The organism is Nocardioides sp. GY 10127, from assembly GCF_004919085.1.
Classification (GTDB): Bacteria; Actinomycetota; Actinomycetes; order Propionibacteriales; family Nocardioidaceae; genus Nocardioides.
Genome location: NZ_STGL01000002.1, coordinates 141,311 through 153,763, shown reverse-complemented (window position 1 = coordinate 153,763; position 12,453 = coordinate 141,311). Strand labels below are relative to the sequence as shown.

Genomic DNA, 12,453 nt, shown 5'->3' with positions numbered 1-12,453 from the left:
GCCACGCCCGGCCACCCGGCCGCGGGCCGACGAGCAGGAGGTGGCGGGGCATGGCTGGCGCCGAGCCGCAGCTCCCGTCCTCCGCCGCGCCCGCCCCGGGGCGCGCCGTGCCGCGGCGCGACGGCCGCCGTGACCGCTGGGACGCCCACAAGGCCGAGCGCCGCGAGCAGGTGCTGGCCGCCGCGGTGGCCGTGGTCGAGGAGACCGAGCCCGGCGCCGAGGTGCCCGTCAGCGCGATCGCCGCGCGGGCCGGCCTCTCCCGCACCGTCCTCTACCGGCACTTCGCCGACCGCGCCGACCTCGACGCGGCCGTGCAGGCGTACATCGTCCAGCGGCTCTTCGACGAGCTGCTGCCGGCCGTCACGCTCGAGGGCTCGATCGGCGACATCATCGAGCGCATCGTCGCCACCTACGTCGCCTGGTCGGCGGCCCACCCCGCCCTGCACCGGATGATCGAGTCCGACCTCGGCGGGCCCGCCGGCCCCGGGGTCGTCACGCAGGGCACCGACGTGGTGGCCGGGCAGGTGCTGGCCCTCATCAGCGCCGCCCTGGAGCTGCTGGGCGGGCAGCTCTCCGAGGACGACGTGGCCGTCCTCGACCCCCTCACCTACGGCCTCGTCGGCGCCGTCGTCTCGGCGGTGCGGCGCTGGCTCGCGCTGCCGGAGCGTCGGCCGGACGCCGTGGTGCTGGCCGAGACGGTCACGGACTCGGTCTGGTACCTGCTCGACGGCCACGCCCGCGCGCTCGGCGTCCACCTCGACCGCGACCAGCCGCTGGTGGAGATCCTCGAGGGCCCGCCACTGGCCGGCACCGACCTGCCGGAACCGCCCGAACCGCCTGACCAGCCCGTACCCGACCACGACGGAGAAGCCCCCGCGTGAACGCCCCCGAGCCCACGGCCGCGCACCAGGAGCCGGGAGCTGATCCGGCCGCCTTCGTCCAGGACGGCGTGGGCGGCCCCGACGACCTCGAGCGGCTCTGGACCCCGCACCGGATGGCCTACATCCGCGGGGAGAACAAGCCGGCGGACGCGTCGTCGGGGGAGTGCCCGTTCTGCCGGGTACCGCGGCTCGAGGACGCCGACGGCCTGGTCGTGCGGCGCGGTGAGCGGGCGTTCGTCCTGCTCAACCTGTACCCGTACGCGCCGGGGCACCTCATGGTCTGCCCCTACCGCCACCTGAGCCTCTACGACGAGACCACCGACGAGGAGGCGGCCGAGATCGCCGACCTGACCAAGCAGGCCATGGCGACGCTGCGGGCCGCCTCGCGCGCCGAGGGCTTCAACATCGGGATGAACCAGGGGGCCGTGGCCGGGGCCGGCATCGCCGCGCACCTGCACCAGCACGTGGTGCCCCGCTGGCCCGGCGACCAGAACTTCATGCCCATCATCGGGCGCACCAAGACGCTGCCGGAGCTGCTGGGCGACACCCGGGCGCTGCTGGCCGAGCGGTGGGTCGGCTGATGGGGGCCGCGATGCACGTGAGCGAGGACGACGTCCGCCTCGCCGGCGAGCTCGTCCGCGAGGCCGCGGAGCTCGCGGCCGCCATGCGGGCCGAGTCCGACGGCCGGATCGCCACCGACCGCAAGACCAGCGTCTCCGACGTCGTGACGGCCGCCGACAAGGCGGCCGAGGCGCACGTGCTGCGCCGGCTCGCCGAGGAGCGGCCGGACGACGGCGTGCTCGGCGAGGAGGGCGCGACCAGCGAGTCCGCCTCCGGCCGCGAGTGGGTCATCGACCCGGTGGACGGCACCTGGAACTTCGTGGCCGGCCTGCCGTGGTGGTGCTCCGCGCTCGCGCTGCGCCCCGTCGGGACGACCGGCGCGACCGACGTCCTGCTGGGGGCGGTGCACGACCCCGGCCACCACGCGGGTCAGGCCCGCACCTTCGTCGGCGGCCCCGACGTGCCCACCACCCGCAACGGCGTGCCGCTGCCGCGGCTCGACGACGTGGACCTCGCGCACAGCGGCGCGGCGACCTACCTGCACCCCACCTGGCAGGTGGGGCCCGTGGGCGACGCCTGGCGCCGCGCGGTGCAGGGCCTGGCCACGACGCGCTCGCTCGGCTCGTCGTCCATGGACTCCACGGCGGTGGCCGAGGGCCGGTTCGGCCTCCAGTTCCAGCACAGCCTGCCCGACTGGGACAGGCTGCCCGGGGCCGCGCTCGTGCTCGGCGTCGGGGGAGCCGCGAGCCTGGTCGAGGCCGGCGGCAAGCGGTGGAACGTGACGGGTGCGCCGACCGCGGTCGCGGAGGCCGAGGCGCTGCTTCTCGGCCGGGACAGGTAGGGTCCCGCTGCGATGTTGGACAGGTTCAAGGGCTTCTGGCAGGGCGTCGTGCTGGCGCCGGTGGTGCGACTCCTCGTGGCGATGGGCGTGAGCCCCGACACGGTGACGTTCGTCGGCACGGTGGGGGTGGCGGCGGGCGCGCTCGTCTTCTACCCGACCGGCCACCTGCTGGCGGGCACGGTGTTCATCACCTGCTTCGTCTTCTCCGACCTCATCGACGGGCAGATGGCGCGCAGCACCGGCCGCTCGTCGCTGTTCGGCTCGTTCTGGGACTCCACGCTCGACCGGATCGGCGACGGGGCCGTCTTCGGCGGCCTGGCGCTGTACTTCGCCGGCCCCGGCGACCACTACGTCTACCTCTGCCTGAGCCTGTACTGCCTGGTCATGGGCGCGGTGACCTCCTACGCGCGGGCCAAGGCCGAGTCGCTGGGCCTGGACGCGAAGGGCGGGCTCGCGGAGCGGGCCGACCGCCTCGTCCTCATCCTCGTGGCCACCGGTCTGGGGGCCATCTTCGGCTTCCCGTGGCTCATGTACGCGGCCCTGTGGATCCTCGCGTTCGCCAACACCTACACGGTCGTGTTCCGCATCCGGAAGGTCTACAAGCAGGCCGTCGGCCGCCCGCTCTGAGGCCTCCCGGCGACGTTGCGGACCGCTCGTCCCGAGCAGGGGCGGGCGGACTCACGGCTCCGGCGTGTCGCGCCGTAGCATGCGCTTCATGAGCGAGTCGCAGCACACCGAGCAGTCCGTCACCGGCACCGACCGCGTCAAGCGCGGCATGGCCGAGATGCTCAAGGGTGGCGTGATCATGGACGTGGTCACCCCCGAGCAGGCCAAGATCGCCGAGGACGCCGGCGCCGTGGCCGTCATGGCCCTCGAGCGCGTGCCCGCGGACATCCGCGCGCAGGGCGGCATCTCCCGCATGAGCGACCCCGACATGATCGACGGCATCGTCGAGGCGGTCTCGATCCCGGTGATGGCGAAGGCCCGCATCGGCCACTTCGTCGAGGCGCAGGTGCTCCAGAGCCTGGGCGTGGACTACATCGACGAGTCCGAGGTGCTGACCCCCGCGGACTACGCCCACCACATCGACAAGTGGCAGTTCACCGTGCCGTTCGTCTGCGGTGCCACCAACCTCGGCGAGGCGCTGCGCCGCATCACCGAGGGCGCCGCGATGATCCGCTCCAAGGGCGAGGCAGGCACGGGCGACGTCTCCAACGCCGTCACCCACATGCGCACCATCCGCGCCGAGATCAAGCGGCTCACCTCGCTGCCCGAGGACGAGCTGTACGTGGCCGCCAAGGAGCTCCAGGCGCCCTACGAGCTCGTCACCGAGATCGCCCGCACCGGCACGCTCCCCGTCGTCCTGTTCACCGCGGGCGGCATCGCCACCCCGGCCGACGCCGCGATGATGATGCAGCTCGGCGCCGACGGCGTCTTCGTGGGCTCCGGCATCTTCAAGTCCGGCAACCCCGAGCAGCGCGCGGCCGCGATCGTGAAGGCCACGACCTTCTACGACGACCCCGACATGGTCGCGAAGGTCTCCCGCGGCCTCGGCGAGGCCATGGTCGGCATCAACGTGGACGAGCCGGCCCGCTCGATCCAGTTCGCCGAGCGCGGCTGGTGAGCCAGGGGGACGCCGGCGTCGCCGGCGTCCCCCGCTCCGCCCACCGATGAGGCGGGTGGAGCCCCCGGTGGCGGGCCCCTTCGGGAGGGCCTCGCGTGAGGGGCGTGTGAAGCGCGTGAAGAACGCGTGAGGGAAATCCGCAGGACGTCTGGTCCGGCTGCCGATGGGTAGGGCGTCCCCCTCATCCACGGAGCCCTCCCATGCCCATCCTGCCCGCCCCTCGGCCCGGCGCCGCGCACCCCGGTCCGCACCCCGGCCCGCACCTCGGCCCGCACCCCGGCCCGCACAGCCACCGTGCCCGCGGGCGTCGCCTGCCGTACGTGCGCAGCGCGCTCGCCGCGGGCGCCGGCGTGCTGGTGCTGCTGCAGGTGGGCGGCACGCTGGCGAGCTGGACGGACGGCATCGCCGTGGACGGGGTCGACGACCTCACCGCGGGCAGCATGGCGCTCACCGACACCACCGTCGGCACGTGCGCGGCGGCCGGGTGGACCCTCGACTCCGCCGAGGACCCGGCCGGCGCGGCCTTCCTACCCGCCAGCCAGCGGCTGGTGCCCGGTGACGTCCTCACCAAGGACTGCACGTTCACGCTCGCCGCGACCGGCGAGCACCTGCGCGCCACCCTCTCCACGACCTCGCCCACCGCCACCGGCGCCCTCGCGGGCGAGCTGTCGGTCGGCGGGACGTTCACCGTGGACTCCGTGGCCGCCACCGAGGTGACCGACGCCGACGACGGCGCGACGATCGCGGCGACCCTGACCATCACCTACGCCGGGACCGCGGACAACACCACCCAGCTGACCAGCGCCGACATCGGCGGCTACACCGTCAGCCTCGACCAGGTGCACGACTGACGTGGCCGGCCTGCTGCTGCGCGGCGCCCGCCGCCTCGTCCACCCGCTCGTCACCGGCGTGGCCCTGCTCGTCACCCTCCTGGCCGGCTCGGCGCTCGTGCTCGCCGTCGGGCTGCCCGCCGTGTCGGGTGCGGTGCCCTACGCCGTCGTCACCGGCTCGATGACGCCGACCATCGCCCCCGGCGCGCTCGTCGTCGTGAGGGACGTCGGGACCGGCTCGATCGGGGTCGGCGACGTCATCACCTACCAGGTGGCCTCCGACCGCCCGGACGTCGTCACCCACCGGGTCGTGGCCCAGACCGTCGGCCCGGACGGCCGGACCTGGCTGCGGACCCAGGGCGACGCCAACCCCGTCCCCGACGCGGCCTGGGTGCGCCCGGAGCAGGTGCGGGGGAAGGTCTGGTACTCCGTGCCGCTCCTCGGCCGGCTCTCGCTGCTGCTGGACCACCAGCAGCGCCGGCTCGCCGCCCTCGGCGCTGCGACCTGGCTGTTCGGCTATGCCGCCGTCACGCTCGTGCGGGCCTGGCGTCACCCCCGGCCGCGGCGTCGCACGGCGGCCCTGCCCGTCGGGCTCCACCGTGCCGGGTAGTCGCCGTCGGCCCCGCCCCCGTCGACTGCGCCGACGAGACAGCCGACGAGCCGCCCCCTGGCTCGTCGGCCTCGCGCTGCTCGGCCTCGTCGGCGTCCGCCCGACCTGGGCCGCGTGGACGGACTCCGCGGACCTCACCGGCACCACCGTCACGGCCGGCACCCTCGACGTCCGCCTGGACGGGTCGGACAACCGGGCCTCGACGACCCTGACCATGGCCGCGATGGTGCCGGGCTCGTCGGCCGCCGAGGTGGTCGTGGTGCAGAACAACGGCACCGCGGCACTGTCGTGGACCCTCAGCAGCAGCCTGGGCGGGGCGGGCGCCACCGCCTACTCCACCGCGACGGCGCTGCGGCTCACCGTCCGCGCCGGCGGCACCCGCTCCGGCTCGGGCTCCTCGGCCACCTGCACCGGCGGGACCGTGCTGGCCACGGACGTGGCGCTCACCTCGTCCTCGGCGACGGTCGTGACCGCCCAGGGCCCGCTCGCCGGGGGCGGCTCGACGTCGCTGTGCGTGCAGGTCGCGCTCGACGCCGCCGCGCCCTCCACGCTCATGGGGGTGGTCGCCACGGTGGCCGTGAGCGTCCAGGCCTCCTCGGTCGTGACGTGAGCCGGCGGCTGCTCCCCGCGCTCGCGGCCGGGCTGCTGGTGCTGGTGACGCCGACGGGCGGCGCCGCCGAGGCGGCCTGGTCGGACGCCGGTGCCCTCACCGGCACCACCGTGACCGCGGCGGGGCCGACCGGCCCGGTGCTGAGCTGCGGGCTGCTGACCCTCGGCGGCGCGCAGGTCACCTGGACGGCCGTGCCCGGTGCCACGGGCTACCGCGTCCGCTACAGCGGCGCCGACCACGACGTGTCGGCCGCGACCCTGTCGCAGTCGTTCACGGCCGTGCTCGGCAGCAGCACCGTCACCGTCTCCGCGCTGCTGGGCAGCACGTGGGTCTCGACCGCCTCGAACACCCGCACGGTCACCGTCGTCGGCGGTCTCGTGGGCGTCTGCACCTGACCCGAGCGCCCGCCCGGTGGTCTGGTCGCGGACTGGACCGGGCTGCGACCGCGCACACGTTTTCGCAGGTGGACCGGGGTGGGACGTAGCCCGAACGGGCTACGGACGCCTGGCCCGGGTCAGACCCGGACCGCTGCGTTCGGTCGGACCCGACCGCGAAGGGTTCAGGCGCCCGTGACCTCAGGCCAATCTCATCGTCACCGGCACCTCGGGAGGGAGCCGGGAACCCCCCCCACCGCCATGCACCAGGAGATTCCCCCCATGAAGAACACCGTCAAGGGCGGCCTCGCTGCCGCCACCGCCGCCGTCCTCCTCCTCGGGGGCGGCGGGTCGCTCGCGTACTGGAACACGAACGCCGACCAGGCACAGAAGACCATCACCACCGGTGACCTCAGCTGGACCCCGAGCTGTGGCACCTGGGACCTGTCCGGAGGGCTGTCGGGCGTCGCGCAGAACGGCGTCAACCTCGCCTCGGTCACCCTCGTCCCCGGCGACGTCCTGTCGATGGAGTGCACCTTCGACATCTCGGCGATCGGCACGAACCTGCACGCGGAGCTCGAGGTCTCCGAGCCGTCCCTCACGAACGCCTCGTTCATGAACCTCGCCGCCACCTACGCCCTGGACGACTTCGAGGGCTCCGACGTCTCGGCCACCAGCCTGATCACCGGCAGCGCGACCACGCTCTCGGTCACGGACGGCGACGTCGTCACCGTGGACCTGAACATCACGTTCCCCGACGGCGGGGCCACCGACGCGCTCGACAACATGAACGTCACCGCGTTCATCGACGCTCTCTCGATCACGCTCACGCAGGTCTGAGCGGACCCGAGCCGGTGAGCACGATGCGCGGACTGGTGCGATTCCTCGGTCAGGTCCTGGCCTGGCTGGTGCTCGTCGCCGCCCTGGCGACGGTCTCGGTGGCCGTCGTCGTCCCCCGCCTGGGCGGAGCCACGCCGTACACCGTCCTCACCGGCTCCATGCGTCCCGGCATGCCGCCGGGCACGCTCGTCGTCGTCCGGCCCGTGGAGGCCTCCACCCTGCGGGTCGGCGACGTCATCACCTACCAGCTCCGCTCGGGCGAGCCGGAGGTCGTCACCCACCGCATCGTCGCCGTCGGCGTCAACGGGCAGGGCAAGACCGTCTTCCGCACCCAGGGCGACGACAACCCCGACCCGGACCCCGCCTGGGTGCTCCCCATCCAGGTCGTGGGGGAGCGCTGGTACGCGGTGCCTCGGCTCGGCTACCTCTCCAACGCCTTCACCACCGCCCAGCGGGAGGCCGGCGTCCAGGTCGTCGCCGGCCTGCTCCTGGCCTACGCGGCGCTCATGGCGCTGCGGGTCACGGTCGGCTGGTTCCGGCGCGGACGCAGCGGGGCACCGGCCCCCGTCCTCGTCGCCGCGGCCTCCCCGCGGCTCCCCGAGCCGCTGCCGTCGCACCGCTCCGGGGCTGCCGACAAGCCCGACCAGCCCGAGCAGCCCGGCTGCCGCACCACCGAGCCCCACCCCACACCCCGAGCACGAGCAGGACGTCATGCCGCGGCACGTTGACCGAACCGAGCGCTCCCCGGGCCGCCTCACGCCCGGGCCGGCCCGCCTCCTGGCCTCCCGCCGGCTGCGCGCCGGCCTGGGGCTGGGCGCCGTCGCGATGCTCTTCGTGACCTCCACCCAGGCGTTCTGGACCGACTCGGTGGTCGTCGGCGGCGCCACGATCGCCACCGGCACCCTCGACCTCCAGGCGGACGGCGCGGACTCGGTCGCCTCCTTCAGCGACCTCTCGCTGTCCGGCCTCGTGCCGGGAAGCTCCACGGCCGCCGTCCTCACCCTCGAGAACAACGGCACCGTGCCCCTGGCCTGGACGGCCACGAGCAGCGGCACGAACACCGACGGCAAGGGCCTGCTCACCGCCCTCGAAGTCGATGTCACCGGCGCCTCGAGCGTCACCGGCAGTGGGCTCGCCCAGACCTGCTCCGGGTCGAGCCTGGCCGGCGCGGCCACGGTGCTCGGGGGCAGCCTCGTCTCCACCAAGCGGACGCTGGCCGCCGGCGCCTCGGAGACCGTCTGCGTCGAGGTCACGTTGCCGCTCACCGCCGCGCTGGGCCTGTCGGGAGCCACCACCGACGTGACGCTCACCTTCACCGGCACCTCGGACCTCTCGTGAGCACCGCCCGCACCCGGACGTCGCGGCTCGGCGACCTCCTGCTCACCGCCGGGGCGGTGGTCGGCACCGTCTGCCTGGTCCTCCTGCTCGCCGGGCTCGTGCTGGACGTCCGGGTCCTGCTCTTCCGCTCCGGCTCCATGGCGCCGGCGATCCCGGCGGGCTCGCTCGCGCTCGCCCACCAGGTCGACGCCGCGGACCTCGGCGTCGGGGACGTGGTCTCGGTCCCGACCGCCACGGGTTCCCGGGTGACCCACCGGCTCGTGGCCGTCCAGGAGACTGGCGACGGCGCCGGGGTCCTCACCCTGCGCGGCGACGCCAACCCCGCCGACGACCCCACGACGTACACGGTCGCCACTGCCGACCGGGTCGTCGCCCACGTCCCGTGGGTCGGCTACGCCGTCAGCTGGCTCTCCGGCCCCTACGGCCTGCTCCTCCTCGGCGCCTACGCGGCCGTGCTGCTCACCATCGTCGTGCGCCCGCGCGTGAGGCCGGCGACCACGGCGCCGGACAGCGCCGACCCCGCCGCCACCACCGACCCCGCCACCACGACCGACCCCGCCGGCCCCGTCACCCCGCAGGCCCGGCCCGGCAGCCACCGCGCGGCCGGTCGGAGCGCCGGGGCGGGCCGCCGCGGCCGCCGCACCGGCGTCGTGGCCGCGCTCGTCGCCCTGCTCAGCCTCGGCGGCGGAGCGGCCGGGGCCACGGGCGCCTGGACCGACGCGGTGCCCCTCACGGCGTCCCTCTCCACCCAGGCGACCTCGACGCCGGTGGTGTCCTGCGGCGCCCTGGTCCAGGGCGTCTCCGGCTCGGCCACCCTCACGTGGCCCGCGGTCGCCGGCGCCACCGCGTACCGGGTGACCTACCCGAACGACTCCACCACCCTCACCACCGTCACCGCCACGGGGTCCTCCACCCAGAGCGTCACGGTGCCGGCCGGCAGCCTGCTCTCCACGGGCCTGCTCCGGGTCCGGGCCCAGCTCAGCGGCTGGGAGGGCGGCCCGAGCACCGCGCGCAGCGTGACCGTGGTCGCCGGCCTCGTCGCCTGCGTCTGAGCCGCCCGCGGTCGTCCCGCGGACCCTGCCTAGGATCGGGCCTCGTGCCGAACCCCCGACCCACCATCGGCGTGCTCGCCCTCCAGGGCGACGTGCGCGAGCACCTGGCGGCGCTGGCCGCCCTCGACGTCGAGCCGCTGCGCGTGCGCCGCCCCGAGGAGCTGGAGCGCTGCCACGGCCTCGTGCTCCCGGGCGGGGAGTCCACGACGATGGCCCACCTGGCGCGCGTCTTCGAGCTCCTCGAGCCGCTGCGCGAGCGGGTGCGCGGCGGCATGCCGGCCTTCGGCACCTGCGCGGGGATGATCCTGCTGGCCGACCGCATCCTCGACGGGGTCGAGGGGCAGGAGACCATCGGCGGCCTCGACGTGACGGTGCGGCGCAACGCCTTCGGCCGGCAGGTCGACTCCTTCGAGGGGCCGGTCCACGTCGCCGGCCTCGACAGCCCGGTCCACGGCGTCTTCATCCGCGCCCCGTGGGTGGAGCAGGTGGGCGAGGACGTCGAGGTGCTGGCCGCGCTGGACGCCGAGGAGACCGCTGCTGCGGGGGTGGGCGCCGCGGCGGGTAGGATCGTGGCGGTCCGCCAGGGCCACCTGATGGCGACGTCGTTCCACCCCGAGGTGGGCAGCGACTCCCGGGTCCACGGTCTTTTCCGGGACCTGGTCCGAGACGCCTGAGGGGAGCGCGCGCCGCACCAGCGGTGCCGCAGCACCCCACCGACCGAGCGCACGAACCACGACACCGGGAGACGAAGACCATGTCCGGCCACTCCAAATGGGCGACCACGAAGCACAAGAAGGCCGCCATCGACGCCAAGCGCGGCAAGCTCTGGGCGAAGCTGATCAAGAACATCGAGATCGCCGCCAAGATGGGTGGGCCCGACCCCGCGGGCAACCCGACGCTCTTCGACGCCATCCAGAAGGCCAAGAAGACCTCGGTGCCGAAGGACAACATCGACCGCGCGGTCAAGCGCGGCGGCGGCCTCGACGGCGGCGGCGTCGACTACACGACGATCATGTACGAGGTCTACGGCCCGCAGGGTGTCGCCCTGCTCGTCGAGTGCCTCACCGACAACAAGAACCGCGCCGCGATGGAGGTCCGCACCGCGGTCACCCGCAACGGGGGCACCATGGCCGACCCGGGCTCCGTCTCGCGCCTGTTCGAGCGCAAGGGCGTCGTCGTCGTGCAGAAGTCGCAGGAGGGCAAGGACGTCTCCGAGGACGACGTCCTCGAGGCCACGCTCGACGCGGGCGCCGAGGAGGTCAAGGACCTGGACGAGGTGTGGGAGGTCCAGTCCGAGGCCGCCGACGTCGTCGCCGTCCGCACCGCCCTGCAGGAGGCCGGCATCGACTACGACTCCGCCGACGTCCTCTTCGTCGCGAGCATGGACATCCCGGTCGGCGAGGCCTCGGTGGCCGAGAAGGTCATGCGCCTGGTCGACGCCGTCGACGACCTCGACGACGTGCAGAACGTCTTCTCCAACGCCGACATCCCGGACGAGGTCCTGGAGTCCGTGGACGCCTGAGCCACCCGGCTACCGACGCCCCGCGTGTCCCGCCAGGGACCGCGGGGCGTCGTCGTCTACGGTTAGAACACCTGTTCGGACGAGCAGGCGGCACGTCCACCCGGACGTGGGCACCGAGCAGGGGAGGGGATCGCGCGTGCGCGTGCTCGGGATCGACCCCGGCCTCACCCGGTGCGGGCTCGGCGTGGTCGAGGGGACCGTGGGCCGCCCGCTGTCGCTGGTCGACGTCGGCGTGGTCCGCACCTCCGCGGACCTCGAGGTGCCGCAGCGGCTCGTGACCATCGAGGCCGGCATCGAGGCGTGGATCGAGGAGCACCGCCCCGACGCGGTGGCGGTCGAGCGCGTCTTCGCCCGCTCCGACGTCTCCACCGTCATGGGCACCGCCCAGGCCAGCGGCATCGCGATGGTGGTGGCCGCCCGGCGCGGCCTGCCCGTCGCGCTGCACACCCCGTCCGAGGTCAAGGCCGCCGTCACGGGCTCGGGCCGCGCGGACAAGAAGCAGGTGGGCGCGATGGTGACCCGCATCCTGCGCCTGGACGCCATGCCGAAGCCCGCGGACGCCGCGGACGCCCTGGCCCTCGCCATCACCCACGTCTGGCGCGGCTCGGCCGGCACCCGTCTCGAGCAGGCCGCGGCCCGCGAGGCGCTCCTGCGCCGGGCGCCCGTCGCCCGCGGCGCCCGCCCCGGCACGGGCTCGCTGCCCGCCGGCGCCATCCAGTCACGACTCCCCGGGAGGACCCGTTGATCGCCTTCGTCTCGGGCCGCGTCGCCGCGGTCACCCTCTCCAGCGCCGTCGTCGAGGTCGGTGGGGTGGGCCTGGAGCTGCAGTGCACCCCGTCGACGCTCGCCGGGCTCTCGCCGAAGGTCGGCAGCGACCAGCGGGCCACCCTCGCCGCGTCGCTGGTGGTGCGGGAGGACTCCCTGACCCTCTTCGGCTTCGCCGACGAGGACGAGAAGGCGTGCTTCGAGCTCCTCCAGACGGCCTCGGGCGTCGGCCCCAAGGTCGCCCAGGCGATGGTCGCCGTGCTGGCGCCGGACGACCTGCGTCGCGCCATCTCGGCGGGCGACGTCAAGACCCTCACCCGGGTCCCGGGCATCGGGCCGAAGGGCGCCCAGCGGATCATCCTGGAGCTGAAGGACAAGATCGGTGCCCCGCTGGCCACGCAGGCGGCGGCCGCCGTCCCGTCGGCGGGGGAGCCCTGGCGCGAGCAGGTCACCCAGGGCCTCCAGGGGCTCGGCTGGAACGTGAAGGACGCCGAGCGGGCGGTCGAGGCCGTCGCCGACCAGGCCGGGGACAGCCCGAACGTGGCCACGCTGCTGCGGGCCGCGCTGCGCACGCTCTCCAAGGCCTGAGAAGAGGGACCTGAACG

Annotated in this window: 17 protein-coding genes; all 17 read left to right on the top strand. The window is 74.5% G+C overall.

Translation table 11 applies throughout. The annotated features are described in order from the left end of the window. Window positions 1–50: 50 nt before the first annotated feature. Window positions 51–881 carry a TetR/AcrR family transcriptional regulator gene (locus E8D37_RS02490; protein ID WP_136568193.1) on the top strand — a complete coding sequence of 277 codons (831 nt, stop codon included), beginning with the start codon at window positions 51–53 and terminating at the stop codon, window positions 879–881. Window positions 882–949: 68 nt separating this feature from the next. Further along, window positions 950–1,462: an HIT domain-containing protein gene (locus E8D37_RS02485; protein WP_240770167.1), complete on the top strand. Its 513-nt coding sequence runs from the start codon at window positions 950–952 to the stop codon at window positions 1,460–1,462. Further along, window positions 1,462–2,283, top strand: coding sequence for an inositol monophosphatase (locus E8D37_RS02480; RefSeq protein WP_168929586.1), 822 nt, complete (start codon window positions 1,462–1,464; stop codon window positions 2,281–2,283). The genes E8D37_RS02485 and E8D37_RS02480 overlap by 1 nt, the downstream gene beginning before the upstream one ends. A 12-nt stretch (window positions 2,284–2,295) precedes the next feature. Beyond that, complete coding sequence (gene pgsA, locus E8D37_RS02475) at window positions 2,296–2,910, top strand: phosphatidylinositol phosphate synthase (protein ID WP_136568192.1); 615 nt, start codon at window positions 2,296–2,298, stop codon at window positions 2,908–2,910. Window positions 2,911–2,998: 88 nt separating this feature from the next. Continuing rightward, on the top strand, window positions 2,999–3,907 hold the full coding sequence (gene pdxS / locus E8D37_RS02470) for a pyridoxal 5'-phosphate synthase lyase subunit PdxS (RefSeq protein ID WP_136568191.1): 909 nt from the start codon (window positions 2,999–3,001) through the stop codon (window positions 3,905–3,907). Between the two features lie 200 nt (window positions 3,908–4,107). Further along, window positions 4,108–4,758, top strand: a complete 651-nt coding sequence (locus tag E8D37_RS02465; RefSeq protein WP_136568190.1) for an alternate-type signal peptide domain-containing protein — start codon at window positions 4,108–4,110, stop codon at window positions 4,756–4,758. Between the two features lies 1 nt (window position 4,759). Next, window positions 4,760–5,347: a signal peptidase I gene (locus E8D37_RS02460; RefSeq protein WP_136568189.1), complete on the top strand. Its 588-nt coding sequence runs from the start codon at window positions 4,760–4,762 to the stop codon at window positions 5,345–5,347. After that, entirely contained in the window at window positions 5,337–5,957 is a 621-nt protein-coding gene (locus tag E8D37_RS02455) for a SipW-dependent-type signal peptide-containing protein (protein WP_168929585.1), read from the top strand. Before E8D37_RS02460 ends, E8D37_RS02455 begins: the two co-directional genes overlap by 11 nt. Further along, on the top strand, window positions 5,954–6,352 hold the full coding sequence (locus E8D37_RS02450) for a hypothetical protein (RefSeq protein WP_136568187.1): 399 nt from the start codon (window positions 5,954–5,956) through the stop codon (window positions 6,350–6,352). The genes E8D37_RS02455 and E8D37_RS02450 overlap by 4 nt, the downstream gene beginning before the upstream one ends. Window positions 6,353–6,613: 261 nt before the next feature. After that, window positions 6,614–7,171, top strand: a complete 558-nt coding sequence (locus E8D37_RS02445) for an alternate-type signal peptide domain-containing protein (protein ID WP_168929584.1) — start codon at window positions 6,614–6,616, stop codon at window positions 7,169–7,171. A gap of 23 nt (window positions 7,172–7,194) precedes the next feature. Then, window positions 7,195–7,899 (top strand): signal peptidase I, encoded by a 705-nt coding sequence (locus tag E8D37_RS02440; RefSeq protein WP_136568415.1) that lies wholly within the window; start codon window positions 7,195–7,197, stop codon window positions 7,897–7,899. Next, on the top strand, window positions 7,883–8,509 hold the full coding sequence (locus E8D37_RS02435) for a hypothetical protein (protein WP_136568185.1): 627 nt from the start codon (window positions 7,883–7,885) through the stop codon (window positions 8,507–8,509). Before E8D37_RS02440 ends, E8D37_RS02435 begins: the two co-directional genes overlap by 17 nt. Beyond that, a complete protein-coding gene (locus E8D37_RS02430) occupies window positions 8,506–9,561 on the top strand; it encodes a signal peptidase I (protein ID WP_136568184.1) in 1,056 nt (351 codons plus the stop codon). The genes E8D37_RS02435 and E8D37_RS02430 overlap by 4 nt, the downstream gene beginning before the upstream one ends. Before the next feature lie 44 nt (window positions 9,562–9,605). After that, window positions 9,606–10,235 (top strand): pyridoxal 5'-phosphate synthase glutaminase subunit PdxT, encoded by a 630-nt coding sequence (gene pdxT / locus E8D37_RS02425; protein WP_240770141.1) that lies wholly within the window; start codon window positions 9,606–9,608, stop codon window positions 10,233–10,235. 80 nt (window positions 10,236–10,315) lie between these two features. After that, the gene (locus E8D37_RS02420) at window positions 10,316–11,083 is read left to right on the top strand and encodes a YebC/PmpR family DNA-binding transcriptional regulator (protein ID WP_136568183.1); all 768 of its coding nucleotides are present in this window, start codon (window positions 10,316–10,318) and stop codon (window positions 11,081–11,083) included. A 136-nt stretch (window positions 11,084–11,219) separates the two neighbouring features. After that, window positions 11,220–11,828 (top strand): crossover junction endodeoxyribonuclease RuvC, encoded by a 609-nt coding sequence (ruvC, locus tag E8D37_RS02415; protein WP_136568182.1) that lies wholly within the window; start codon window positions 11,220–11,222, stop codon window positions 11,826–11,828. Next, entirely contained in the window at window positions 11,825–12,436 is a 612-nt protein-coding gene (gene ruvA, locus E8D37_RS02410; RefSeq protein ID WP_136568181.1) for a Holliday junction branch migration protein RuvA, read from the top strand. The genes ruvC and ruvA overlap by 4 nt, the downstream gene beginning before the upstream one ends. The last annotated feature ends 17 nt before the right edge of the window (window positions 12,437–12,453 follow it).

Excerpts from the sequence above, each read along its gene's own strand:
- E8D37_RS02445 (WP_168929584.1), top strand. The coding sequence starts at position 6,614 with ATGAAGAACACCGTCAAGGGCGGCCTCGCTGCCGCCACCGCCGCCGTC.
- E8D37_RS02465 (WP_136568190.1), top strand. The coding sequence starts at position 4,108 with ATGCCCATCCTGCCCGCCCCTCGGCCCGGCGCCGCGCACCCCGGTCCG.
- E8D37_RS02480 (WP_168929586.1), top strand. The coding sequence starts at position 1,462 with ATGGGGGCCGCGATGCACGTGAGCGAGGACGACGTCCGCCTCGCCGGC.
- E8D37_RS02440 (WP_136568415.1), top strand. The coding sequence starts at position 7,195 with ATGCGCGGACTGGTGCGATTCCTCGGTCAGGTCCTGGCCTGGCTGGTG.
- pgsA (WP_136568192.1), top strand. The coding sequence starts at position 2,296 with ATGTTGGACAGGTTCAAGGGCTTCTGGCAGGGCGTCGTGCTGGCGCCG.
- E8D37_RS02435 (WP_136568185.1), top strand. The coding sequence starts at position 7,883 with ATGCCGCGGCACGTTGACCGAACCGAGCGCTCCCCGGGCCGCCTCACG.
- pdxS (WP_136568191.1), top strand. The coding sequence starts at position 2,999 with ATGAGCGAGTCGCAGCACACCGAGCAGTCCGTCACCGGCACCGACCGC.
- E8D37_RS02420 (WP_136568183.1), top strand. The coding sequence starts at position 10,316 with ATGTCCGGCCACTCCAAATGGGCGACCACGAAGCACAAGAAGGCCGCC.
- E8D37_RS02490 (WP_136568193.1), top strand. The coding sequence starts at position 51 with ATGGCTGGCGCCGAGCCGCAGCTCCCGTCCTCCGCCGCGCCCGCCCCG.